Annotated in this window: 22 protein-coding genes and 1 pseudogene; 15 read left to right on the plus strand and 8 right to left on the minus strand. The window is 72.6% G+C overall.

Annotated elements, in window-relative coordinates; translation table 11 throughout:
* Positions 1–49 precede the first annotated feature (49 nt).
* Together ACQEUU_RS33335 and ACQEUU_RS33340 are read right to left on the minus strand one after the other, a co-directional pair.
* A complete protein-coding gene (locus ACQEUU_RS33335; protein WP_433073420.1) occupies positions 50–1,114 on the minus strand; it encodes a lysylphosphatidylglycerol synthase domain-containing protein in 1,065 nt (354 codons plus the stop codon).
* Positions 1,115–1,163: 49 nt separating this feature from the next.
* Positions 1,164–1,982 carry a PIG-L deacetylase family protein gene (locus tag ACQEUU_RS33340; RefSeq protein WP_433073423.1) on the minus strand — a complete coding sequence of 273 codons (819 nt, stop codon included), beginning with the start codon at positions 1,980–1,982 and terminating at the stop codon, positions 1,164–1,166.
* Positions 1,983–2,020: 38 nt separating this feature from the next.
* Here ACQEUU_RS33340 and ACQEUU_RS33345 point away from each other — a divergent pair, with 38 nt between their 5' ends.
* Genes ACQEUU_RS33345 through ACQEUU_RS33355 form a run of 3 tightly spaced genes read left to right on the plus strand, consistent with a single transcriptional unit; the run spans position 2,021 to position 3,831 of the window.
* Positions 2,021–3,109, plus strand: coding sequence for a glycosyltransferase (locus ACQEUU_RS33345; protein WP_433073426.1), 1,089 nt, complete (start codon positions 2,021–2,023; stop codon positions 3,107–3,109).
* Positions 3,110–3,127: 18 nt separating this feature from the next.
* A complete protein-coding gene (locus ACQEUU_RS33350) occupies positions 3,128–3,370 on the plus strand; it encodes a hypothetical protein (RefSeq protein ID WP_433073429.1) in 243 nt (80 codons plus the stop codon).
* Entirely contained in the window at positions 3,367–3,831 is a 465-nt protein-coding gene (locus ACQEUU_RS33355; protein WP_433073432.1) for a hypothetical protein, read from the plus strand. Before ACQEUU_RS33350 ends, ACQEUU_RS33355 begins: the two co-directional genes overlap by 4 nt.
* 45 nt (positions 3,832–3,876) lie before the next feature.
* Here the strand turns inward: ACQEUU_RS33355 and ACQEUU_RS33360 are convergent, their stop codons facing one another.
* A complete protein-coding gene (locus ACQEUU_RS33360) occupies positions 3,877–4,260 on the minus strand; it encodes a hypothetical protein (RefSeq protein WP_433073435.1) in 384 nt (127 codons plus the stop codon).
* Positions 4,261–4,475: 215 nt separating this feature from the next.
* On the opposite strand from ACQEUU_RS33360, the gene ACQEUU_RS33365 reads away from it, so the two are divergent.
* A complete protein-coding gene (locus ACQEUU_RS33365) occupies positions 4,476–5,588 on the plus strand; it encodes an aromatic ring-hydroxylating oxygenase subunit alpha (RefSeq protein ID WP_433073437.1) in 1,113 nt (370 codons plus the stop codon).
* Here ACQEUU_RS33365 and ACQEUU_RS33370 read toward each other — a convergent pair.
* The gene (locus ACQEUU_RS33370) at positions 5,555–6,112 is read right to left on the minus strand and encodes a DUF1707 SHOCT-like domain-containing protein (RefSeq protein WP_433073440.1); all 558 of its coding nucleotides are present in this window, start codon (positions 6,110–6,112) and stop codon (positions 5,555–5,557) included. The genes ACQEUU_RS33365 and ACQEUU_RS33370 overlap by 34 nt on opposite strands.
* 219 nt (positions 6,113–6,331) lie before the next feature.
* Between ACQEUU_RS33370 and ACQEUU_RS33375 the strand changes: the two genes are divergently transcribed.
* The 8 genes and pseudogenes from ACQEUU_RS33375 (at position 6,332) to ACQEUU_RS33410 (ending at position 12,742) form a co-directional block, all read left to right on the plus strand.
* Positions 6,332–7,264, plus strand: a complete 933-nt coding sequence (locus ACQEUU_RS33375) for an anti-sigma factor RsbA family regulatory protein (protein WP_433073443.1) — start codon at positions 6,332–6,334, stop codon at positions 7,262–7,264.
* 168 nt (positions 7,265–7,432) lie between these two features.
* Positions 7,433–8,053, plus strand: a complete 621-nt coding sequence (locus ACQEUU_RS33380) for a DUF998 domain-containing protein (RefSeq protein WP_433073446.1) — start codon at positions 7,433–7,435, stop codon at positions 8,051–8,053.
* Between the two features lie 29 nt (positions 8,054–8,082).
* Positions 8,083–8,541, plus strand: coding sequence for a universal stress protein (locus ACQEUU_RS33385; protein ID WP_433073449.1), 459 nt, complete (start codon positions 8,083–8,085; stop codon positions 8,539–8,541).
* Positions 8,542–8,635: 94 nt separating this feature from the next.
* A complete protein-coding gene (locus ACQEUU_RS33390; protein ID WP_433073452.1) occupies positions 8,636–9,982 on the plus strand; it encodes an APC family permease in 1,347 nt (448 codons plus the stop codon).
* Positions 9,983–10,159: 177 nt separating this feature from the next.
* Positions 10,160–10,216 (plus strand): annotated as a pseudogene (locus ACQEUU_RS33395) (hypothetical protein); the annotation flags it as partial.
* Between the two features lie 219 nt (positions 10,217–10,435).
* Positions 10,436–11,410, plus strand: a complete 975-nt coding sequence (locus ACQEUU_RS33400; protein ID WP_433074477.1) for a phosphotriesterase family protein — start codon at positions 10,436–10,438, stop codon at positions 11,408–11,410.
* 41 nt (positions 11,411–11,451) lie between these two features.
* On the plus strand, positions 11,452–11,838 hold the full coding sequence (locus ACQEUU_RS33405) for an STAS domain-containing protein (RefSeq protein ID WP_433073455.1): 387 nt from the start codon (positions 11,452–11,454) through the stop codon (positions 11,836–11,838).
* Positions 11,839–11,848: 10 nt separating this feature from the next.
* Positions 11,849–12,742, plus strand: a complete 894-nt coding sequence (locus ACQEUU_RS33410; RefSeq protein WP_433073458.1) for a sigma-70 family RNA polymerase sigma factor — start codon at positions 11,849–11,851, stop codon at positions 12,740–12,742.
* Positions 12,743–13,256: 514 nt separating this feature from the next.
* Here the strand turns inward: ACQEUU_RS33410 and ACQEUU_RS33415 are convergent.
* The 4 genes from ACQEUU_RS33415 to ACQEUU_RS33430 all read right to left on the minus strand — a co-directional run bounded on the left by ACQEUU_RS33415 (position 13,257) and on the right by ACQEUU_RS33430 (position 18,726).
* Positions 13,257–14,378 (minus strand): hypothetical protein, encoded by a 1,122-nt coding sequence (locus tag ACQEUU_RS33415; protein ID WP_433073461.1) that lies wholly within the window; start codon positions 14,376–14,378, stop codon positions 13,257–13,259.
* Positions 14,379–14,474: 96 nt separating this feature from the next.
* Entirely contained in the window at positions 14,475–17,000 is a 2,526-nt protein-coding gene (locus tag ACQEUU_RS33420; RefSeq protein ID WP_433073464.1) for a Tex family protein, read from the minus strand.
* 28 nt (positions 17,001–17,028) lie between these two features.
* Entirely contained in the window at positions 17,029–18,192 is a 1,164-nt protein-coding gene (locus ACQEUU_RS33425) for an amidohydrolase (protein WP_433073467.1), read from the minus strand.
* 99 nt (positions 18,193–18,291) lie between these two features.
* Positions 18,292–18,726, minus strand: a complete 435-nt coding sequence (locus ACQEUU_RS33430; protein WP_433073470.1) for an RpiB/LacA/LacB family sugar-phosphate isomerase — start codon at positions 18,724–18,726, stop codon at positions 18,292–18,294.
* A 99-nt stretch (positions 18,727–18,825) separates the two neighbouring features.
* Here ACQEUU_RS33430 and ACQEUU_RS33435 point away from each other — a divergent pair, with 99 nt between their 5' ends.
* The 3 genes from ACQEUU_RS33435 to ACQEUU_RS33445 are packed head-to-tail and all read left to right on the plus strand — an operon-like array spanning position 18,826 to position 23,091.
* On the plus strand, positions 18,826–19,893 hold the full coding sequence (locus tag ACQEUU_RS33435; protein ID WP_433073473.1) for a DUF917 domain-containing protein: 1,068 nt from the start codon (positions 18,826–18,828) through the stop codon (positions 19,891–19,893).
* Positions 19,886–21,439: a hydantoinase/oxoprolinase N-terminal domain-containing protein gene (locus ACQEUU_RS33440; RefSeq protein WP_433073476.1), complete on the plus strand. Its 1,554-nt coding sequence runs from the start codon at positions 19,886–19,888 to the stop codon at positions 21,437–21,439. The genes ACQEUU_RS33435 and ACQEUU_RS33440 overlap by 8 nt, the downstream gene beginning before the upstream one ends.
* A gap of 20 nt (positions 21,440–21,459) precedes the next feature.
* Positions 21,460–23,091, plus strand: coding sequence for an ABC transporter substrate-binding protein (locus ACQEUU_RS33445; protein WP_433073479.1), 1,632 nt, complete (start codon positions 21,460–21,462; stop codon positions 23,089–23,091).

A 23,091-nucleotide genomic window follows, 5' to 3' on the forward strand; every position in this document is an offset into this window, starting at 1 on the left:
ATCACGCACAAGGCCCGTGGTTGATAATCGAGCGTTATGTTTCTGATCGTCACCTGGGGGCCTTCGAGATCGTGGACGGGGGCGGCTCCGCGGCGGCATCACGGCGGTCGCGCCTGCGCAGGAGCGCCCACGCGCCGAGCGCGAGGCCACCGAACGGGATCTCGACAGTGTAAGTCCAGAAGCCGAAGAGCAGTGCGGCGGCCGTGGCCGGGGCGAGCGGCACCCCGAACGCCGAGGTGAGCAGGACCACCACGCCCGCCTCCATGATGCCGGCGCCGCTGGGCGTGACCAGGGCGGTCGTCAGCACCCGCGACAGCGCGAACACCGCGATCGACTCGGCCAGGCCCGGGTAGGCGCCCGTGGCGACCAGACAGGCCACCATGATCGCCCACTGCAGGCCGAGGAACGCGACCATGCCTCCCGACAGCGGCAGCCACCGGGTCCTGACGATCCCCGCGGTGTCGGCCCGCAGCCGGTGGAACGCCTCCGAAGGCCGCACCCGCAGCCGGATGATCCGTACCAGGAAGTCGAGCCCGCGGCCCAGCGCGGCGGCGGCGCGGTCCCAGTAGAGCGCCACGGCCACCACCGCGACCAGGACCAGGATCGAGACCGCGCCCGCCCAGCCGGCGTTGGCCACCCGCGCGTCGGGCACCCGGCCCGCGATGAGCAGCGCGATGATGCCCACGGCGGGCAGGACGAACCTGAACAAGGTGTTCCAGACGCCGCTGACCAGCGTCATCACCACGATCGCGCGGTTGCCGAAGCCCCAGCCCCTGGCCATCGCGAACGTCAGCGCCACCCCGGCCGCGCCGCCGAACGGCAGCAGGTTGCTCACCGCGCTGCCCGCCGCGTTGAGCGTGAGCGCCTGCAGCCGCCCCAGCCCCGGCAGGGAGCCAGTCAGCACGAACGTGTAGGCGAGCAGGCTGAGCAGCCACAGCGCGGTCATCAGCGCGATCGTGCCGGCCCCGAGCGTGCCGAACACGGCCCAGATCTCCCGCCAGGAGACGTCCTTGCCGGTCAGCGCCCGGACGATCTGGGGCAGGTAGACGACGAGGACCACCGCCAGGCCCAGTGACAGGGCGGACAGTGAGATCTGGAGCCACTTGTTCTTCATCGGGTCCCAGTCTGTCGGCTGCGGGGAGCGCCCGGATCCCCCCGGCGTACTATTTCGGGCCCGGGTCGAAAGGGTGACGGACGCGGGTGCCGGGCGGCAGGTCGCGCCGGACGTACCACTCGGTGCCGAACACCAGGCGGTAGAGCGGGCCCGGCACCTTGAGCATCACGGCCAGCGTGCGGTCGCTGTCGCCGCCGGTCGCCTGGGAGACGTGCGCGGCCATCGCGGCCCGCTTCTGCCGGGAGTAGCGGCGCACGTTGACCCGGTGGGTGATGGTCTCGCCCGCCGCGTAGGCGCTCTCGAAGGTGCGCACGTCGAACTCAGGCGGGAACCGGTAGACCTTGCCCGCCAGGCGCAGCAGCCGCAGCAGCGGGTCGCGGTTGACCGTCGCCTCCAGCACGATCGGCGTGCCGGCGATCTCCGCGGCCCGCTTGCCCACCCGGTGGACCTGCAGGTGGTCGGGGTGGCCGTAGCCGCCGGCCGGGTCGTAGATGGTGAGCAGGTCGGCCTCCTCCTCGCGCAGGATCTCCGCGAGCGCGGTGGCGGCCTTCTCGGTGTCGGCGTCGATGAACGCGTTGTCGGGGCGTTCGTCGGCGACGCCGCCCTTCGGGCTCAGCCCGGAGTCGCCGTAGCCCAGGCACTCCACCCGGGCGCAGCCGAGCACCGCGGCCGACTGGTAGAGCTCTTTCATCCGGGTCTCGCCGAGGGCCTCGCCCGGTCCGAGGTCGGCCAGGCCGCGCTCGCCGGCCGTGGCCACCACGAGCACCACACGGTGGCCCTCGGCCGCCAGCATCGCCATCGTGCCCGCCGTCAGCAGGGCTTCGTCGTCGGGATGCGCGTGGAAGAAGACTGCGGTACGTGGAGGCACAGCCCCAGATTAGTCTGGGCGAGGTGCGGATCTTTCACGTGAGCGACTGTTACCTGCCGCGGCTCGGAGGGATCGAGGTGCAGGTCGCCGATCTCGTGCGGACGCAGCGCGAGTCCGGCCACGCCGTCGAGGTGGCCACCGCCACCCGGGGAGAGCCGCTGGAGGGGGTGCACCGCATCGTCGCCAGGATGCCGTTCGACCTGCCGGTCCACCCGCGCGGGGTGCGCGGGCTCACCAGGCGGCTGGCGCTGTCCCGGCCCGACGTGGTGCACGTGCACATGGGCGCGGTCTCGCCGTTCGCGTGGATGGGGGTGCGCGCCGCGGTACGTCTCGGGCTGCCGTGCGTGGTGACCGTCCACAGCATGTGGGACCCGGTCACGCGGGCGCTCTACCGGCTGCTCAAGCTGCTGTACGGGTGGCAGCGCTGGGGTCTGGTGGCCACCACGGTGAGCAGCGCGGCGGCGGCGCCGATCCGCCGGGTCGCCGGGGCCTTGGTGCCGGTGCGGGTGGTGTCCAACGGCCTCGACCTGTCCGGCTGGCGGCCGCTGCCCGCGGGCGGCCGGGAGGCCCGTGACGAGGTGCACGTGGTGGCCGTCGGCCGGCTGGCCCCGCGCAAGCATCCGGTGGGCCTGCTGCGGATCCTGGAGAAGGCGCGGGCGCGGGTGCCCGCGGCGATCCCGCTGCGGGCCACGGTGGTCGGCGACGGGCCGGCCAGGTCCGCCATGGAGCGCTATCTGGCCAGGCGCGGCATGGCCGGGTGGGTGTCGCTGCCCGGCCGCTACAGCAGGGAGCGGATCGCGAAGGTGCTGGAGTCGGCGGACGTCTTCGTGGCCCCGGCGCCGCGCGAGTCGTTCGGCATCGCCGCGCTGGAGGCCAGGACCGCCGGCCTGCCGGTGGTGGCGCGGACGCAGAGCGGGGTGGCCGACTTCGTCGAGCACGGCACGGAGGGGCTGCTGGGGCGGGACGCCGACGCCCTCGCCGAGGCCGTGGCGCGGCTCTGTGCGGACCGGGAGCTGCGGGAGCGGATCACCCGCCACAACCGGGACAACCCGCCCGCGGCCGGTTCGTGGCCCGCCGTGCTCGCCGGCTTCGACCGGGCCTACGCGGAAGCGGCCGGCCAGGCATGATCGTGTTATCTTGTTACCGTGGTACCAAGTGAGCGAACCCAGACCGGTCTCCGGGTGGAGAAGAACCTGCTCAAGGTCCTCAAAGGGCTGGCCGAATATCTCGACATGTCCCTCGGTGACCTTGTCGAGGGCATCACGCTCCACGCCCTGGAGGGGCGGGCGCCGTTCTCCGAGGAGACCCTCGACAAGATCGCCCAGCTCAAGTCCGTCTACGGTCTGACGCTCACCGCCGACGACGCCCACAGGCTGGTCGACCGGTGAGCCCGGCGCACTACGCGCTGACCGGGCAGGTGCCGGTCGCGCTGCCGCCGTCGGAGGCGCTGCGCCTGTTCACCCCGCGCGGCGAGGAGGAGTGGGTCAAGGGCTGGCGTCCGCGCTTCCCCGTGCCCGCCGCCGACGACTCCCGGCCCGGCACGGTGTTCGAGACCGACTCCCACGGCGAGCGCACGATCTGGGTGGTGGTCGACCGGCAGGAGGGCCGGATCAGCTATGCCCGGGTGACCCCCGGCTCGCGGGCCGGCACGGTGACGGTCACCGCCGTGGACGACGGCCGGGGCGGGACGACGGTCGAGGTCGCGTACGAGCTGACGGCCCTGTCCCCGCAGGGGGCACGCGAGCTGCGCGGGTTCGCCGACGGCTACGGGGATTTCCTCAAGTCCTGGGAGCGGTCGATCGCCGCCCGGATCGCCTCCCGCCCGCCGAACGCGGCCACGCCCACCTGACGAGCGACCGGGGGCAGTCGAGCGCTGCCCCCGGGAGGCGGGGTGTCAGGCGCAGGCCTGCTGGATCTTGGTGACGAAGCCCTGCAGCTTGTTGACCGACTCCAGCGAGCCGGCCGGGTCCGAGCCGTCGATCTTGATGCCTTCCAGGCCGGTGGCGAGGTCGGTGAGCGCGGCGCCCACCTCGCCGTCGTAGTTGGCGGCCAGGGTCTTCACCTTGGCGGCGGCCTCCTGGCCGGCGGCCTCGGCGGCCTTCGGGTCGGCGGCGGAGGAGGTCATCGCGGTGGAGAACTCGTTCAGGATCGGAGTCACCTCGGCGGCGGCGGTGTTGCAGTCCACGGCCTGACCGATGGCGCCGCACCCGGTGATCGTCAGGCCGGCAAGCGCGAACGTCGCGAACGCGAGAGTGAGGCGACGGCGTGGGGGTGTCATGGTTGTGCCTTTCGTAGTTTCAGGGACGAAGGCACATTATGGGCGGGATCTTGATCGCCGCTTGCACGGTACTGAAACCTCGGCGTCAAGCCGGCGGAAACCGGCGCGCCGGCGCGGGCCGAGGGCGGTCCGTTCCTCTTGACACGCTCGGAGGCCGACCTGACTATGTCGCATATAGAGCAACTCGGTGCGTAATACGCAACAAGGAGTGTCGGTTGACCAGCACCTCGAGTTTGATCTCCACGCTGCCCGGACGCTCCTACACCGATCCCGCGCTGTTCGAGGCGGAGCAGGCCAGGATCTTCGAGGCGCTGTGGTTCTGCGCACTCCGATCGGACGAACTGGCCAGGCCGGGCGCTTTCAGGACCGTCCAGGTCGGCAGGGAAAACGTGATCGTCGTACGCGGCCGCGACGGAGCCCTGCGCGCGTTCCTGAACGTCTGCAGGCACCGCGGCGCCCGCGTCTGCGTGGAGGAGACGGGCGAGGTCAAGCGCACGCTCAAGTGCGCCTACCACGCCTGGGCCTACGACCTCGACGGCCGGCTGGCCGCCGCGCCCAACCTGGTCAAGATGCCCGACGTGGACCGCGTCGCGTACGGGCTGATCGCGGTCGCGCTGCGCGAGTGGCTCGGCTACGCGTGGGTCTGCCTCGCCGACCGACCGCCCTCGTTCGAGGACACGGTCGTGCACGCGGCCACCGAACGGCTCGGCGACCCCGCCGCCATCGGCCACTACCGGACCGACGAACTGGCCCTGGGCCGCCGCATCCGCTACGACGTGCGGGCCAACTGGAAGCTGATCGTCGAGAACTTCATGGAGTGTTACCACTGCGCGACCATCCACCCCGAGCTCACGGCCGTGCTGCCCGAGTTCGCCGGGGGCTACGCCGCGCAGTACTACGTCGGCCACGGCGCCGAGTTCGCCGAACGCGTGCAGGGCTTCACCGTCGACGGCGGCCCCGGGTTCGGCAGGCTGCCCGACGTCTCCGCCGAGCAGGACCGGCGCTACTACGCGATCACCGTCAAGCCGCAGGTGTTCGTCAACCTCGTGCCCGACCACGTCATCGTGCACCGGATGTTCCCGCTCGCCGCCGACCGCACGGTCGTGGAGTGCGACTGGCTCTACCACCCGGAGGTGGTGGCCTCAGGCGCCGACCTGTCGCGCTCGGTCGAGCTCTTCCACCGGGTCAACGAGCAGGACTTCGACGCCTGCGAGCGGACCCAGCCCGGGATGTCCTCGCGGGCCTACCGGTCAGGCGGCGTGCTGGTGCCCAGCGAGCACCACCTCGCCGCCTTTCACGACTGGGTGAACCAGCGCCTGCGGGGATAGCGGACGGTCAGGGCGCCGTACTTGCTCTGCCCGGTGATCACCACGTGCAGGACGCCGGGCTGCCGGCGGCCTGACACGTCGGCGACGGTCGTGGTGCCCCAGTCGCTCCGGTAGCCGTCGACGTCGGCCGAGGCCCCGGGCGGCAGGATGATCTTCGCGGACCCGTACTTGAGGTCCAGCTCGACCTCAACCACCTGGTGGGGGACGACCGCCTCGGAGAAGTCGAGGTGGACCCCGCCGTGCTTGGATGCGACCCGGATCCGGCGGGGGACGGCCCAGTCGCCGGCGCGCTTGATGTGGTCGTGGGTGCTCTCCAGCGTCACCACGTCCCTGACGGACGGGGCCGTCGCGGGCAGGTCCGCCACCAGCCCGGTCAGATCTCCGTGGACCTTGGCGCTCAGCGCCTTCTCCAGCCGCTCCTCCAGCTCGAACTGGTCGAGACGGCCCTCGGTGAACGCCTGCTGCAGCTGCTGGGCGATGCGTTCCCGGTCCTCGTCCGAGGCGCGCATCTGCAAATCCGACATGGAACGAGCATAGGTACAGCAAGGCTAGAAGGGGAGGAGTCGGCCGGTCGGGGTGCGCAGATCCAGGGAGTGCGTGCGGCGCGGCCGACGGGGTCGCCGTACGATCTGATAGCTCTTCACGACGGATGGATACCCATCGGCGTGCCGATATCCCCTCGCCGGGAAAGAGGCGGTAGCGGCAGGCCATGAAGTCGTCGATGCCGGGTAGCTTGTAGGGCGATGTACGCTGAGCCGTTCACCCATCCCGCCCTCTTCTACCGAGGCGACCGGGAATACACGGCCGCCGTCGCGGGGTTCGTCCGTGACGGCCTGGCCGTCGGCGAGCCCGTCGCCGTCGCCGTTCCCGGCGCCAAGCTGGAGCTGCTGCGGCGGGAGCTGGGTCCCGCCGCCGAGTGTGTGCTGATGCTCGACATGACCGCCGAGGGCCGCAACCCCGGCCGCATCATCCCGGCGGTCCTGCTCGACTTCGCCGACCGCCATCGCGACGACCGCGTGCGCATCGTCGGGGAGCCGATCTGGCCGGGCCGCAGCGACGTGGAGTACCCCGCGTGCGCCCAGCACGAGGCTCTGATCAACGTCGCGTTCTCGGGCCGCCCGCTCACGATCCTGTGCCCGTACGACGCCGACGGCCTCGACCCCGAGGTGCTCCGCGAGGCGGAGCTCACCCATCCCGTGCTGTGCGACGCCGACGGCGAGCGGCCGAGCCCACGCTACGCCCCGCACGCCGTCGTCGAGGGCCACAACCGGCCGCTCGGCGACCCCGCCGACCACGTCGCGCTCCGCTTCGACCGCGGCGACCTGGCCGGCGCCCGCGCCCTGGCGGCCGACGCGGCGGCCGGAATGGGGTTCACCGGCGACCGGCTCGACGACATCCGCCTGGTCGTCGCCGAGCTGGGCGCCAACAGCCTCGACCACGGCGGCGGCGCCGGTCTCCTGCGGGTGTGGCGTGAGGGCGACCGGCTGGTGTGCGAGGTCGGCGACACCGGCCACATCACCGACCTGCTCGCCGGCCGCAGGCCGGTCGCCCCGCACATCGCGGGCTCGCGCGGGCTGCTCATCGTCAACCTGCTCAGCGACCTGGTCCGGATCCACACCCGCGCCGGGGCCACCGTGGTGCGCGCCTACTTCGACGTGCCCCCGGCGAAGGTCTGAGGCCCGCCCCCGCCCCCCTGATCCGGCAGGCCCTACCCGGGGTCGCGTCCGCGCAGGTCGCGGGCGGCTCTCAGGGGACGGCGCCACCAAAGTACTAAGGGACGGTTCAGGGGACGCTGGGGCTCTTCTCCGATACTCCGCGAGGCCGCGCGCCACGACCGTTGAGTCATGAGGGGATTGCTCTTAGGCGGATTCGCGGCCATCGGCGCCGGCACCGGCGCCATGCTCACCCTGCACACCGAGGCGGGCCTCGACCCGATGCACACCGTCATCAGCGAGTACGCCTTCCAGGCGGCCGGCTGGTTGCTGCCGCTGTCGCTGACGTCGTTCGCCGCCGGCGCGGCCCTGATCGCCGAGGCGCTGCGCCGGTCCGGCGCGGACCGGTGGGTCGTGGCGCTGCTGGCCGTGTGGGGGGTGAGCATGTTCCTGGTCGGCGCCTTCCCGACCGACGCGCCCGGCCTGCCGCTGTCGATCTCGGGGGGAATCCACCGGTATGCCGCCTTCGTCGCGTTCCTGGTGATGCCGCTGGCGGGGCTGCTGCTGGCCAGGGCGCGGATCCGGTACGCCGGCTGGGTGCGGACGCTCAGCGTCGTCGCCCTGACCGCGCTGGTGATGGTCGTGATCCCGTACGCGGTGCGGATGTTCGGCGTCCCGCTGACCAACGAGGAGTTCCCCGCCGGGCTGATCCAGCGCACGGTGGTCGTCACCGAGCTGGGCGTGCTCGCGCTGGCCGGGCTGTCGATGCTGCGCCCGCCCGTCCGCCGCGCCGGTGCGCCCGTCCTGGCATGACCACCCCGGTTCCCGGTAGAGGATCGGGTATGACGATTCTCCTCGCGTACGACGGATCCGACGACGCCAAGGCGGCCATCGCCTTCGCCGGGCGCATGTTCCCCGGGCATGACACGGTCGTGCTGACCGTGTGGGAGAGGCTGGCGATGACCACCGCGCGAGCCTCAGCCGGGCTCATGATGACGATCGACACCTCGCCCGTGGAGGAAGAGGCGATCGACAAGGCCATGAACGCGCTGGTCGCGCAGGGGGTCGAGCAGGCCCGCGCGGCGGGGCTGGAGGCCCGGCCGCGCCGCGTGCCTGACGCGACGGCCGTGTGGGCGACGATCGTGGACGTGGCCGACGAACTGGACGCCGAGCTGATCGTGACCGGCACCCGCGGACTCGGCGGCGTGAAGTCGCTGCTGCTCGGCAGCACTTCCGACCGGGTGCTGCACCACGCGCGCCGGCCGGTGCTGGTCGTGCCCGGCCCGGGGACCGACGGGTAGCGCGTCACCGTCCGTTCGGCTCGCGTTCCCCGGCCGTAGGTTGATCGGCGCCGTCCGGTGCGGAAGAGTGCTCCGGACAGCGAGGAGGGGACGCGTGGCCGACGAACTGGCGCGGCGGCTGGAGACCAGGGACGCCGTCGTCGTGGGGCTGAGCGCGATGATCGGGGCCGGGGTCTTCGCCGTGTTCGCGCCGGCCGCCGCGGCGGCCGGATCGTGGCTGCTCGCCGCGCTCGGGCTGGCCGCCGTCGTCGCCTACTGCAACGCCACCTCCTCCGCCCGCCTGGCGGCCCGCCACCCGGAGTCGGGCGGCACCTACGTGTACGGACGACGCCGGCTGGGCCCCTTCTGGGGCTATCTCGCCGGGTGGGGCTTCACCGTCGGCAAGACCGCCTCCTGCGCGGCCATGGCGCTGACCTTCGGCGCGTACGCGGCCCCGGACCTCGCCAGGCCGCTGGCCGTGGCGGCGGTGGTCGTGCTGACGGTGCTCAACCTGTCCGGGGTGCGGCGGTCGGCGCGGGCGGCGCGGCTCATGGTGGGGTTCGTGCTGCTGGTGCTGACCGCCGTCGTGGCGGCGGCGTTCCTGCCGGACACCGGCACCGCGATCGGCCTTCCCGTGGACGACACCGCCGACCCCGCCGGGATCCCCAACGCGCAGGTCGTCGACAAGGACCAGGTGGTCCAGGTCGGCTCCCTGGACGACCTGCCGCCCGGGCTCCACCTGATCCTCGATCCCGAGGTGACCGGGTGGGGCGTGCTCCAGGCGGCAGGGCTGCTCTTCTTCGCCTTCGCCGGCTACGCCCGCGTCGCCACCATGGGCGAGGAGGTCCGCGACCCCGGCAGGACCATCCCGCGCGCCATCGGGATCGCGCTCGGCCTCACGCTGGTGGTCTACACGCTGGTCGCCGCCGCCGCGCTGCACACGCTCGGGCCCGGGCTGCTCGCCGCCTCGCCCGAGCCGCTGGTGGAGGTCGTGAAGGCCGGCGGCGAGAGATGGCTGGAGCCGGTGGTTCGGGCCGGGGCGGCGGTGGCCTCGCTCGGCGCCCTCCTCGCGCTGCTGCTGGGCGTCTCACGCACGGTGCTCGCCATGGCCCGCGAGCGTGACCTGCCCGGCGCGCTCGCCGCCGTCGACCCCGTCCGCCAGGCGCCGCGCCGGGCCGAGCTGGCGGTGGGGGCGGCCGTGGTCGTGCTGGTGCTCGTCGCCGACCTGAGGGAGGCGATCGGGTTCTCCTCGTTCGGCGTGCTCGTCTATTACGCGATCGCGAACGCCGCCGCCCTGACCCTGGGCCGCGACGAGGGCGCCCCGCCGAAGGCCGTGCCGGTGCTCGGGCTGGCGCTCTGCCTCCTGCTCGCGGCCACCCTGCCGCTGCCGTCGGTGGTCGCGGGGCTGATCGTGTTCGCCGTCGGCGCGGCGCTGTGGGCGGTGCGCCGACGGCTCGCCTGAAGCGCCGTCTCCCCGTACGGAAAATGCCGGGAGAGTCGTGGGCCGGTCGGTAGGCTGGGCGGTATGATGGCGTTCCCGGTGATGACGGCCCCCTAGCGGGGTTCACCGGACGACGTCCTTGATGAGGCCCTGCGAGCGGGGCCTCTCGTCGTGTCAGGGGCCCGTGGGAGGCACCCGATGTACATCACGACGACCATTCCCTACGTGAACGCCCGCCCGCACCTCGGGTTCGTGCTGGAGATCGCGCAGGGCGACGTGCTGGCCCGCCACCACCGACGACAACTCGCTGAAGAACGTGCTGGCCGCCGAGGCGGCGGGCGTGCCGGTGCGCGAGCGGGAGGACGGGCGGCTGCCCGCGCCCGTGCCGCTCTTCCCCCGGCTGGGCCGGTGGTTGACGGCCAGTCAGCGCCCGCTTACCGTTGCGCCGACAGACCAGCCGGTACGGAGGTGGCCATGTCCGTCGTCAACACCGTCAGAGGCCCGGTCGACGTCGCCGAACTCGGCCAGACCCTGATGCACGAGCACGTCTTCGTCACCGCGACCGAGCACGTCGACAACTACGGCAAGGGCGCCTGGTGGGACGAGGAGGTCCGGGTCGCCGACGCGATCGGCAAGCTGAACGCGCTCGCGGCCAAGGGGGTGCGGACGATCGCCGACCCGACCGTGTGGGGGCTCGGCCGGTACATCCCGCGCATCCAGCGCGTCACCGCCGGGGTGCCGGACCTCCACGTCATCGTCGCCACCGGCGTCTACAGCTTCGAGGAACTTCCCCACCAGTACGAGCACCGCGGCCCCGGACTGCTCCTCGACATGCCCGACCCGATGATCGACGACTTCGTCCGCGACCTCACCGAGGGCATCGCCGACACCGGGGTCAAGGCCGCCTTCCTCAAGTGCGTGGTCGACCGGCAAGGGCTCACCCCCGGCGTGGAGCGCATCTGCCGGGCCGTCGCCCGGGCGCACGCGCGGACCGGCGCCCCGATCACCGTGCACACCAACTCCGCCACCCAGAGCGGGATCACCGCGCTCGACCTGTTCGCCGAGGAGGGCGTCGACCTGACCAAGGTCGTGGTCGGGCACGCCGGCGACAGCAACGACCTGGACTACCTGCGGCGGCTCGCCGACACCGGGGCGACGCTCGGCATGGACCGGTTCGGGCTCGACCTCTACAACCCGACGCCCCAGCGGGTGGCCACGATCGCGGCCCTGTGCGAACGCGGCTACGCCGACCGGATGGTGCTCAGCCACGACGCCGCGTGTTTCATGGACTACTTCCCCAACGAGTGGGACCAGGTCGCCGCCATCGCGCCCAACTGGCGTTATGACCATATTCATGATGACGTGCTGCCGGCCTTGCGCGCGGCGGGCGTGACGGACGCCCAGATCGAGCAGATGCTCGTGGTCAACCCCCGCCGATACTTCTCGTAAAGTAAGGGAAAGTCATACGCAACGCGGGTAGGTGGAGCCGGGTGACTTCGGACCAAGCCTTGTCGATCAGCCTCGGCCTTCAGGGGCCGTGCGTCATCGCGAGGCTGACGGGCGACTTCGACTTCGGCTCCGCCGCCGAGGTCCGCGACCGGGTCACCAAGGCCCTCGACCTCACCCAGCCGCCGATGCTCATCATCGACATGCAGGCGGTCAGCGTCTGCGACTCCTCCGGCCTGTCCGTGCTGGTCTACCTCCACAAGGCCGTCACCGCCTCCGGCGGCAGGCTGCTGCTGTCCGGGCTCAACGGCCGGTGCAAGCACCTGTTCGCGATCACCGCGCTCGACAAGTTCTTCGAGATCAGGCCCACCGCCGAGCTGGCCATCGCCGAGCTGAGCGAAGAGGGGAATTCCCCGCCGTTTACCGGGTAGTCGCCCCGGCATGTCGGCCGAAGAGCCCGATCTGCTCGGCGTCTACCTACGGCAGATCGGCAAGACCCCCCTGCTCTCCGCCGCGGACGAGGTCGACCTGGCCAGACGGATCGAGGCCGGCCTGTACGCGGACCACCTGATCGGCCGGGGCGCGGACTCCCCGGAGCTGGACGACGTCCGCCGCGACGGCGAACGCGCCAAAGAGCTGCTCATCAGGGCCAACCTGCGGCTCGTCGTGGCCGCGGCGCGCAAGTACGCCCACCGCGGGCTGCCCATGACCGACGTCATCCAGGAGGGCAACCTCGGGTTGATCAGGGCCGTGGAGAAGTTCGACTACCGGCGGGGCTACAAGTTCTCCACCTACGGCATGTGGTGGATCAGGCAGGCCATCGAGCGCGGCATCCACGACAAGAGCCGTACGGTGCGGCTGCCGATCCACGTCGCCGAGGAGCTCTCCCGGCTGCTCACCGTGGAACGGCGGCTGGCCGCCTCGCTCGGCCGCGACCCGGAGCCCGACGAGCTGGCCGAGGCCGCCGGGCGCTCGATCCGGCAGGTGATGACGTTACGGTCGTACGCCCAGGAGACGGTCAGCCTCGACACGCCGGTGGGGGAGAACGGCGAGGCCAGCATCGGCGATCTGATCGCCGACGAGGACGGCGTGGAGGTGCAGGAGTTCACCGAACGCCGGGCACTGAGCGCCGAGCTGAACGAGCTGGTCACGACGTTGCCGCCGCGCGAGGCGTACATCATCAGGCTCCGGTTCGGGCTGGCCGGAGAGGAGATCCGGACTTATACCGAGATCGCCGGGCATCTAGGACTGACCAGGGAACGGATCCGGCAGCTGGAGAAACAGGCGCTCAAGCGCCTGCGGGAGGGCGGGCCGCTGCTGGCCTGGGCCTCATAGCCCGATTTTTCGGCAAATCTGGACGTTGACTGTCACTCTGGTGCCGATGGTTAATCGGAATGCCGCTTTCAACAGGGGGAGGCGGCGGGGGTCCGGGCCGTCATGGGGGCAACAGTGCGTGGACGACACCTTGCCGGAAATCGCGCCGGAAACGGAAATCGCGCCGGAACGCTGTCGAGGCTGTGGAGACGCTGGCTCGACGGCGAGATCCGCTTCGACCTTCGCGCGTTGAGAGTGAGGGCCAGGGGCGAAGCGCCCCTGGCTGTCAGGCGGTGATCAGCAGGGCAAGGCCGATGAGAACCACGATCGGCACGAGCCAGACGACCGCCTCGGCAGCGAACTCCTTGTACATCGCGTAAAACTCCCTCTCAACGCCCGGGCGGGGGCAGCGGTGAACGTCACAGCGAGCATAGCCGCCCGCGACCCGTGGATCGCCCCCGCCCACCACCCACCGCTGATCCGGCGGCACCGTCCGTCAACCGGGGCGTGGCAGGCGGGCCCGTCCGGGGCGTGGCTACCGGGGACGGCTGCGGGCGACGCGCTTGGCCAGGCCGGCCAGGGAGTCGTCGGCCATGAGGGCGGGCAGCCGCGGAGCCTCAGCGGCGATCCGGTCGAGGATCTCCTCATGGTCGCCCAGGTGGCGCGTCCAGGCGCGCAGGACCTCGGGCATGGCGGCGATCGCCGCATCACCGAGGATCGCCTCGCGCGGCAGCCACGACGTCAGGAACGCCGACACCCGGGCCGGGCTCCACCACAGCGGCCGCTCGCCCAGGAACTCGGCCAGCGCGCCGAACGCCTCGTCCGCCCCGGGCAGCGCGGGCAGGTCCTCGAAGGCGGTGAACGTCTCGTCGGGCGCGTGCCGTACCGGATCGGGGACGGACCGGGCGCGTGACAGCGCGAGCGCCCGGACGGCGGGCAGGCTGTCGGCCACCTCGGCCCCCATGAGCAGGTCGGTCACCTCGAACGCGTCCAGCACCCGCCCCGCCACCACGTCCTCCGGCGCCGGAGCCAGGCCGAGGTCGTCGAGGAACGTCGGCTCCTCCACCACCGCGTCCACCGCCAGCCCGCCGTGCGCCTGGTCGATGCCCACCACTAGCAGGTGCGGCTCCTTGCCGTTGGCGTAACGGAACGCGAGGGCCGCGAGCACCTGCTCGCCGTAACGGTCGCCCCGGCCGTACCAGGCCCCCTCGCACCTCACCCGGCCCATGCGACCGGCCCACCCGGGCAGCCACGTCAACGCCTCCCGCCCGAGCCCGGCGAGATCGGGCGCCCGGACCTCACCCGCCCCGACCTCACCCGCCCCGACCTCACCCGCCCCGTCCACGGAGGGCTCCGTCTCCCGCGAGGTGGGGGTGTGCGCGGTCGGGTCCGCTTCATCCGGCAGGGTGGGGTGGTCGGTCTCCTGGCCGGTCGGTGGGGTGTCCGGGTCGGAGGGTGTGAGGAGGTCCGCGGCGTCGACGGCGGCCAGGGCGGCGAGTGCCAGCCGCGCCTCCGGGCGCTCCGACCGGGCCAGCCCGTCCAGCAGGTCCTGGTCGGCCTCGGCCGCCAGGCGGGACGCCCAGAGCTCGGTGCGCAGCGGCGAACGCCACCGCAGAAGGTCACGGGCCTGCTCGATCGCGCGGTCGTACGTGGTCACCCTTCGACCGTATCGCCCCGTGCGGACGCCGGTCGTCCCCGGTGACGAGCCGGGGCCGCCGCCGCCTCCCGGGTGATCCGGGAGGCACCGGTGCGGCTACTTGTCGGTGAGGCCGGCCTTGCGGAGGGCCTCGGCCATGGCGCCTGTCGGCTCGGCGCGGCGCTGGGACTGGCCGCGCCGGTCGCGCTGGGTGTTGGCGCGCTGGTTGTTCTCGCCCCTGCCGCGCCGGTCGCTCTTGGCGCCGTCCCCGCCGTCCCCGCCGTCCCCGCCGTCCCCGCCGTCGCCCCGGCCGACGTCCGCACGGCCGCCGCCCGACTTGGCGCCGTCCGCGCGGCCGCCCGGCTTGGCGCCGTCTCCGCGGGCGCCGCCACCGCGTCCGCCACCGTGTCCGCCACCGCGTCCGCCGGCCGGCTTGGCGCCGTTGCCGCGGGCGTCGCCGCGCCTGCCGTCGCCCCGGGAGCCGGGGGCGGCGGGCTGGGCGGCGGCGTCGTCGAGGCGGAGCGTGAGGGAGACGCGCTTGCGCGGGATGTCGACGTCCAGCACCTTGACGCGCACGATGTCGCCGGGCTTGGCGACGTCGCGGGGGTCCTTGACGAACGTGCGGGACATGGCCGACACGTGGACCAGGCCGTCCTGGTGGACCCCGATGTCGACGAAGGCGCCGAACGCAGCCACGTTGGTGACCACGCCCTCCAGGATCATGCCCGGCTCCAGGTCGGAGAGCTTCTCGACGCCCTCCTTGAAGGTGGCCGTGCGGAAGGCGGGTCGCGGGTCGCGGCCGGGCTTCTCCAGCTCGCGCAGGATGTCGGTGACCGTCGGCAGGCCGAATTTGTCGTCGGTGAACGCCGGCGGGTCGAGGGAGCGCAGCGCGGCGGTGTTGCCGATCAGCGACTTGAGGTCGGTGCCGACGGAGTCGAGGATGCGGCGGACCACGGGGTAGGCCTCGGGGTGCACGCTGGAGGCGTCGAGGGGGTCGTCGCCGCCCTGGATGCGCAGGAAGCCCGCGCACTGCTCGAACGCCTTCGGCCCGAGGCGGGACACGTCCTTCAGCGCGGTGCGGGCACGGAAGGGGCCGTTGGCGTCGCGGTGGCGGACGATGCTCTCGGCCAGCGTGGAGCCGATGCCCGAGACGCGGGTCAGCAGCGGCGCGGAGGCGGTGTTGACGTCGACGCCCACGCCGTTGACGCAGTCTTCGACCACCGCGTCGAGCGAGCGGGACAGCTTCGACTCGGCGATGTCGTGCTGGTACTGGCCGACGCCGATCGACTTCGGGTCGATCTTGACCAGCTCGGCCAGCGGGTCCTGCAGCCGGCGGGCGATCGACACCGCGCCGCGCAGCGACACGTCCAGCTCGGGCAGCTCCTGCGAGGCGTACGCGGACGCGGAGTAGACGGACGCGCCCGCCTCCGACACCACCACCTTGGTGATCGACGGCAGGTGCTTGACCAGCTCGCCCGCCAGCCTGTCGGTCTCACGGGAGGCGGTGCCGTTGCCGATGGCGATCAGCTCGACGCCGTGGCGCTGCGCCAGCGCCCCGAGCACGGCCAGCGACTGGTCCCACTGCCGCTTGGGCTCGTGGGGGTAGACGGTCGCGGTGTCGACGACCTTGCCGGTCGCGTCGACCACGGCCACCTTGACGCCGGTGCGCAGGCCGGGGTCGAGGCCCATCGTGGGGCGGCTGCCGGCGGGCGCGGCCAGCAGCAGGTCGCGCAGGTTGGCCGCGAACACCCGCACCGCTTCGTCCTCGGCCGCCTGCCACAGCCGCATCCGCAGGTCGATGCCCAGGTGGACGAGGATGCGGGTGCGCCACGCCCAGCGGACCGTCTCGGTCAGCCACGGGTCGGCGGGCCGCCCCTGGTCGGAGACGCCGAACCGGGCGGCGATCCGCTGCTCGTAGTCGGCGGCGTCGTCGGGTTCGAGCGTGACGGTGAGGATCTCCTCCTTCTCGCCGCGGAAGATGGCGAGGATGCGGTGGGAAGGCAGCTTGGTGAAGGGCTCGGCGAAGTCGAAGTAGTCGGAGAACTTGGCGCCGGCCTCCTCCTTGCCCTCACGCACCTTGGAGGCCAGCCTGCCGCGCTCCCACAGCCGCTCCCTGAGCGTGCCGATCAGGTCGGCGTCCTCGGCGAACCGCTCGATGAGGATCGCCCTGGCGCCTTCGAGCGCCGCCCCGGCGTCGGCCACGCCCTCGGTGACGAAGCCCGCGGCGGTCCCGGCCGGGTCGAGCGACGGGTCGCCGAGCAGCTTGTCGGCCAGCGGCTCCAGCCCCAGCTCGCGGGCGATCTGCGCCTTGGTGCGCCGCTTCGGCTTGTAGGGCAGGTAGATGTCCTCCAGGCGGGCCTTGGTCTCGGCCGCCATGATCTGGGCGCGCAGCTCGTCGTCGAGCTTGCCCTGGGACTCGATCGACTCCAGGATCGCGGCCCGCCGCTCGTCGAGCTCGCGCAGGTAACGCAGGCGCTCCTCGAGCGTGCGCAGCTGGGCGTCGTCGAGCGCGCCGGTGGCCTCCTTGCGGTAACGCGCGACGAACGGCACGGTCGCGCCGCCGTCGAGCAGGTCGACCGCGGCCCGCACCTGCCCCTCGCGCACCCCGAGTTCTTCGGCGATCCGCTGGTGAATAGAGAGCACTTGCCCTGCCTTTCGATGGTCCCGCCGGTCAATTGTGCAGGACGACGCCGTCTTTCATGACCAGGGTGCGCCGAGGGTGAACGACCACGGCCTCGGCCGCGCCGCCCGCCTCGACCACGACCAGGTCGGCCCGGTCACCCGGTGCGAGCCCGTATCCGCGCAGCCCGAGCGCGCGTGCGCCGCCGTAGGTGGCGGCCTCCAGAGCGAGCTCGATGTCCTCGTCACGGCGGAACGTGCTGCGGTAGGCCAGGTGCATGGCCCGCTCCAGCATGTCGCCGCTGCCGAACGGCCCCCACAGGTCGCGGATGCCGTCGTGGCCGCACGCCACCGTCACGCCGGCCGCCCGCAGGATCTTGACCGGCGGCACCGGGAAGCTGTAGACGGCGGCGGTGCAGACCGCCACGCCCGCCCTGGCGAGCCCTTCGGCCAGCCGGCCCGCCTGGGCGGCGTCGACCTGGCCGAGCGCGTAGGCGTGGCTGATCGTGACCCGGCCGGCCAGGCCGAGCACGCGCGTGCGCTCGGTGATCAGCTCCACCTCCCACGCGCCCAGCGAGCCGCCGTCGTGCAGGTGGATGTCGACGTGGACGCCGTAGCGGCCGGCCAGGCCGAAGATCAGGTCGAGGTGGCGCACGGGGTCGCGGTCGATGCCCGCGGGGTCGAGGCCGCCGACCGCCTCCACGCCGCTCTTGAGCGCCTCCTCCAGCAGCTCGGCGGTGCCGGGGTTGGTCAGCAGGCCGTGCTGCGGGAACGCCACCTGCGTCACGTCGACCGGCACCTGCCCGGCCGCCTCGCGGACCGCCTCCACGCCGCGCAGCCCCACCCGGGGGTCGATGTCGGTGTGGCTGCGCACGCTGGTGGTGCCGTACGAGCTCATCGTCCGCAGCAGGGACACGATGCGCGGCACGCTCGGCACGCCCAGCTCGCCGCGGCGGGACAGGTCGTTGCCGATGCGGCCGGCGAGCGTGTCGTCGGCCGAGTGGGGCACCCAGGGGCCGCCGTGGAGCGTCTTGTCGAGGTGGCAGTGGGCGTCGACCAGACCGGGCAGGATCAGCCGCCCGGCGACGTCGACGACGCGCGCGCCGGGGGCGTCGGAGGCGGGGGTGACCCGCTCGATCAGGCCGTCGCGGACGAGCACGTCCGCGGGGCCGTCGAGGCCCCAGGGCAGCCCGCCCCGGAGGATGAGGTCGGTCATGCCCTGCACCCTAAAGCGCGGCACCGACGATTCGCGGGCGTCCGGGTCAGGTCATAGGCGCGGAGAGGGGGACGCCGGCGGCCCGGTCGGCGTCCGGGATCAGATCTCGTCCAGGTGGGCCACGTTGGCGCGGTCGGACGCGTCGGTGCTCGGGGCGCCCTCCAGCCAGGCGTCCAGGATCTCGTCGAGCACCACGTCCGAGGTGAGGCGGAGGCTGAGGGCGAGCACGTTGGCGTCGTTCCACTTGCGGGCGCCGTCGGCGGTGTAGGCGTCGACGCAGAGCGCGGCCCTGACGCCGGGCACCTTGTTGGCCGCGATGGACGCGCCGGTGCCGGTCCAGCAGCACACCACCGCCTGGTCGGCGCGGCCCTCCGCGACGTCGCGGGCGGCCGACTCCGACGCCCACGCCCAGTCGTCGCGCTCGCCGCCGGCCAGCGCGCCGTGGCTGATCACCTCGTGGCCGCGCCGCCGCAGGGCGGTGACCACCCGTTCGGCCACCCCGTCCAGGCTGTCGGCCGCCACCGAGATCCGCATCCGCGCTCCTCCTCCGCCTCTGGACCCTCCTCAGGTCTACCAGTCAGGGGAACGACAGGCTGGCGTTATGGCGCGGTATGTGCTTGGTTGGGGCTCCCTATGAGCATCCGCGAAACTGACATACCGGCTCTGGCCCGAGGCTGCGCCGTGCTCGGCACCGGTGGGGGCGGCGGCGTGCGGGCCGGGTCGCTGGCCGCCGCGCGGGCCGTGGCGGAGCACGGCCCGGTGCCGCTCGTGCGGCTGGCCGAGCTGCCCCCGGACGCGCTGGTCCTGCCGCTGTCCGGGATCGGGGCGCCGACCGTGAGCCACGAGATGATCCACAGCGAGGACGAGCCGAAGCGCGTCGCCGAGGAGGTCGAGCGCCTCTTCGGCAGGCCGCCCGCGGCTGTCATGTCGTCGGAGATCGGCGGCTCCAACGGGGTGCAGCCGGTGGCCTGGGCGGCGGGGCTCGGGCTGCCCCTGCTCGACGCCGACGGCATGGGCCGGGCCTTCCCCGAGGTGCAGATGGTCTCCATGTACGTCGCGGGGCTGCCCGCCGACCTGGTGATCATGTCGGACGTGGCCGGCAACGTGGTGACGATCCGGCCGGTCGACGGCCTGTGGTCGGAGCGGCTGGCGCGGGCGGTCTGCGTGGCCGCGGGCTCCTCGGCGCTGATGGCCGACTACGTCCTCACGGCCGAACGGGCGAGGGGCGCGGTCATCGAGGGCACGGTCACCCGCGCGCTGGAGATCGGCCGGGCGACCGAGGGCGCGGCCGACCCGCTGGCCGCACTCGCCGCGGAGCTGGGGGCGGCCAGGCTGATCACCGGCAAGCTGACGGACGTGGCGCGGCGCACCACCGGCGGGTTCGTCAGGGGCACCGCCACGATCGAGGGCACCGGCGACGACCGGGGCCGCACGCTCGTCCTGGAGCTGCAGAACGAGAACCTGGTCGCCGTCGAGGACAACCAGGTCAGGGCCATGGTGCCGGACCTGATCTCGGTGGTCGACACCGAGACGGCGGCCGCCGTACAGACGGAGGACCTGCGCTACGGCCAGCGCGTCACCGTGCTCGCCTGGCCGTGCGACCCGCTCTGGCGCACCGAGAAGGGGCTCGACACGGCGGGGCCGCGGGCGTTCGGCTACGACCTGGACTACGTGCCGGTCGAGGAGCTGGCGCGTGGCTGAGCGCGAGGCGGACCTGCGGATCGGCGTCGACGTCGGCGGCACCAACACCGACGCGGTGGTGCTCGGCGCGGACGACCGGGTGATCGTCAAGGTCAAGCGGCCCACCAGCCGGGATGTCACCGGGGGCCTGCGCGCGGCGCTGGACGCGGTGCTGGGCGAGCTGGGCCCGGGAGCGCACGGGCGGGTCGGCCGGGTGATGCTCGGCACCACGCACGCCACCAACGCCATCCTGGAGCGCGCGAACCTGGGCCGGGTGGCCGTGCTGCGGCTGGGCGCGCCCGCCACCACGGCCGTGCCGCCGCTCTCCGGCTGGCCCGCCGACCTGCGCCAGGCCGTCTCGGCCGGCGAGGCGGTGGTGCCCGGCGGTCACTACGTGGACGGGCGCGAGATCGGCCGGATCGACCCCGGGGCGATCCGGCGCTTCCTGGACGGGGTGGAGGCCGACGCGGTCGCGGTCACGGCCGTGTTCAGCCCGGCCACCGCCGGCCACGAGCGGGCGGTCGAGGAGCTGGTCAGGAGCGAGTACGGGCTGCCGGTCTCGGTCAGCCACGAGGTCGGCTCGCTCGGGCTGCTGGAGCGCGAGAACGCGACCGTGCTCAACGCCGCGCTGTACGGGGTCGCCGGGCACGTCACCGGCGCGCTGACGGCCGCGCTGGCCGAGCGCGGGCTGGCGGCCACCCCCTATCTGGCGCAGAACGACGGCACGCTGATGACGCTGGAGCACGCGGCGCGGCTGCCGGTGTCGACCATCGGGTCAGGCCCGGCCAACTCGCTGCGCGGCGCCGCGTTCCTGTCGGGGGTGCCGGACGCGATCGTCGCGGACGTCGGCGGCACGTCCACCGACCTGGGCGTGCTGACGGGCGGGTTCCCGCGGGAGTCGTCGGCGGCCGTGGAGATCGGCGGCGTGCTGACCAACTTCCGCATGCCGGACATCCTGGCCATCGCGCTCGGGGGAGGCACCATCGTGCGCGGGACGCGGTTCGGCCCCGGCTCGGTCGGCTACCGGATCGCGGAGGAGGCGCTGGTGTTCGGGGGCGGCACGGCGACGCTCACGGACGCGGCGGTCGCGGCGGGGCGGCGCCCGGCGGGAGTCCAGTGGGACTTGAGCGACATATCGGAAGATTTCCGCGACACTCTGCAAAGGGTGATCGCCGCCGCCGACGAGCTGGCCGCCGACGCGGTGGACCGCATGGCGCTCGGCCGCGCCGGACGGCCGCTGGTGGCGGTGGGTGGCGGGGCCTTCCTGCTGCCCGAGCGGATCCCCGGCGTGAGCCGCGTCATCCGCCCCGAGCACGCCGAGGTGGCCAACGCCGTCGGCGCCGCGATCGCCCTGGCGAGCGGCAGAGTCGATACGATCATGCCTGCGGGTGAAAGCCGGACAGAGGCGATCGAAAGGGTGAAGCAGGAGGCGGCGGCGCGAGCCGTGGCCGCGGGCGCGGACCCGGACCGGGTCCAGATCGTCGACCTGCTGGAGGTGCCGCTCAGCTATCTCGCGGAGCCTGCCGTGCGGATACACGCCAAAGCCGCCGGCCCTCTCACCCGGTGACAACTCGAAAGGATCCCCCCATGCGCTGGCACAAGCGTCTGCTCGTCGCCGGGGTCGCCGGCGTCGTGGCCCTGGCCGCATCCGCGTGCGCGGGTGGCCAGGTCCGCGGCGCCGGCGGCAGCCCGCAGCCGAGCACCGGCGGAACCCCGGCGGGCCAGACGGCCACCCAGGACAACGAGGCCACCTTCGTCTACGCCCCGAACCTCGACGTGGTGACCGACTGGGACCCGGCGACCTCGTACTCCAACGAGATCATCGCCATGTCCAACATCTACGAGGGCCTGACCCGCTACAACGCCGCGACCAAGGAGGCCGAGCCGCGGCTGGCCACCGAGTGGTCCTCGGCCGACGGCGGCAAGGAGTGGACGTTCAAGCTGCGCCAGGGCGTGAAGTTCCACACCGGCGCCCCGCTGGACGCCGAGGCCGCCAAGAAGGCCATCGAGCGCACGATGAAGTCCAACGGCGGCGCCGCCTACATCTGGGGCGCGGTCGACAAGATCGAGACGCCGGACGACGCGACGCTGAAGTTCACGCTCAAGTACGCGTCCCCGATGGACCTCATCGCCTCCTCCGGCTACGCCGCCTACCTCTACGACGCCGAGGCGCTGGAGAAGAACGAGGACGACGTCAAGAACGGCAAACTGGACGTCGGCACCGGCCCGTACACGATCGACTCGTGGCGCAAGGGCCAGGAGACCGAGCTGACGCTGAAGGCGTTCGAGGACTACTGGGGCGGCTGGCGGCCCGAGCAGTACAAGAAGGCGGCCTTCCGGGTCACGCCGGAGATCACCACCGCCTGGCAGCTCGTCCAGCGCGGCGAGGTCAACTTCGTGCAGCGGCTCAACCCGCAGCTGTTCCAGCAGGCGGGCATGACCGAGGGCGTGCAGGCCAAGCAGGCGCCGTCGTTCCAGAACCTGCTGGTGCTGTTCAACACCGCCGAGGGGCCGACCAAGGACGTGCGGGTCCGGCAGGCGCTGCAGCACGCCATCGACTACGACGGACTGGTGGCGGCGCTCAAGGGCGCCGGGCAGAAGGCCGGCGGGCTGGTGCCGCCCGGTCTGCTCGGCCACACCACCGGCCTGGAGCCCAAGCAGGACCTCGACAAGGCGCGGGCGCTGCTGCAGGAGGCCGGGTACGGCCCGGACAACCCCGAGCTGAAGCTCACCCTCACCTACGCCCAGGGCGACGAGGACCAGAAGCTGCTGGTCACGCTGCTCACCGCGGCGCTGAAGCAGGTCAACGTCACCCTCCAGGCGCGGGCGATGGCCTGGAACGCGCAGTGGGACCGCGGCAAGAAGGGCGACCAGGACATCTTCGTCATGTACTGGTATCCCGACTACGCCGACGCGTTCTCCTGGTTCTTCAACGTCTTCCGCAGCGCCGAGGAGGTCCAGTTCAACCTGTCGTACCTCAAGGACGGCGCGATCGACGACGCGATCGACAAGCTGCCTGAGCTCGCCGCCACCGACGCGCTGGCGGCGGACCAGGCCTACGCCGACCTGCAGAAGAAGATCATCCAGGAGGAGGCGGCGGTCGCGGTGCCGTACGTGCAGACCTACCAGCGCGCGCTCACCGCGGACGTGCTCGGGTACGTCGACAACCCCGCCTATCCGAACGTCGTCTTCTTCTACGACCTCAAGCCCGCCGGCTGA

The organism is Nonomuraea sp. CA-218870 (assembly GCF_050936535.1).
In the GTDB taxonomy this organism is placed as follows: domain Bacteria; phylum Actinomycetota; class Actinomycetes; order Streptosporangiales; family Streptosporangiaceae; genus Nonomuraea; species Nonomuraea corallina.

Excerpts from the sequence above, each read along its gene's own strand:
- ACQEUU_RS33335 (WP_433073420.1), bottom strand. The coding sequence starts at position 1,114 with ATGAAGAACAAGTGGCTCCAGATCTCACTGTCCGCCCTGTCACTGGGC.
- ACQEUU_RS33360 (WP_433073435.1), bottom strand. The coding sequence starts at position 4,260 with ATGACACCCCCACGCCGTCGCCTCACTCTCGCGTTCGCGACGTTCGCG.
- ACQEUU_RS33370 (WP_433073440.1), bottom strand. The coding sequence starts at position 6,112 with ATGTCGGATTTGCAGATGCGCGCCTCGGACGAGGACCGGGAACGCATC.
- ACQEUU_RS33375 (WP_433073443.1), top strand. The coding sequence starts at position 6,332 with ATGTACGCTGAGCCGTTCACCCATCCCGCCCTCTTCTACCGAGGCGAC.
- ACQEUU_RS33380 (WP_433073446.1), top strand. The coding sequence starts at position 7,433 with ATGAGGGGATTGCTCTTAGGCGGATTCGCGGCCATCGGCGCCGGCACC.
- ACQEUU_RS33385 (WP_433073449.1), top strand. The coding sequence starts at position 8,083 with ATGACGATTCTCCTCGCGTACGACGGATCCGACGACGCCAAGGCGGCC.
- ACQEUU_RS33400 (WP_433074477.1), top strand. The coding sequence starts at position 10,436 with ATGTCCGTCGTCAACACCGTCAGAGGCCCGGTCGACGTCGCCGAACTC.
- ACQEUU_RS33410 (WP_433073458.1), top strand. The coding sequence starts at position 11,849 with ATGTCGGCCGAAGAGCCCGATCTGCTCGGCGTCTACCTACGGCAGATC.
- ACQEUU_RS33425 (WP_433073467.1), bottom strand. The coding sequence starts at position 18,192 with ATGACCGACCTCATCCTCCGGGGCGGGCTGCCCTGGGGCCTCGACGGC.
- ACQEUU_RS33430 (WP_433073470.1), bottom strand. The coding sequence starts at position 18,726 with ATGCGGATCTCGGTGGCGGCCGACAGCCTGGACGGGGTGGCCGAACGG.
- ACQEUU_RS33435 (WP_433073473.1), top strand. The coding sequence starts at position 18,826 with ATGAGCATCCGCGAAACTGACATACCGGCTCTGGCCCGAGGCTGCGCC.
- ACQEUU_RS33445 (WP_433073479.1), top strand. The coding sequence starts at position 21,460 with ATGCGCTGGCACAAGCGTCTGCTCGTCGCCGGGGTCGCCGGCGTCGTG.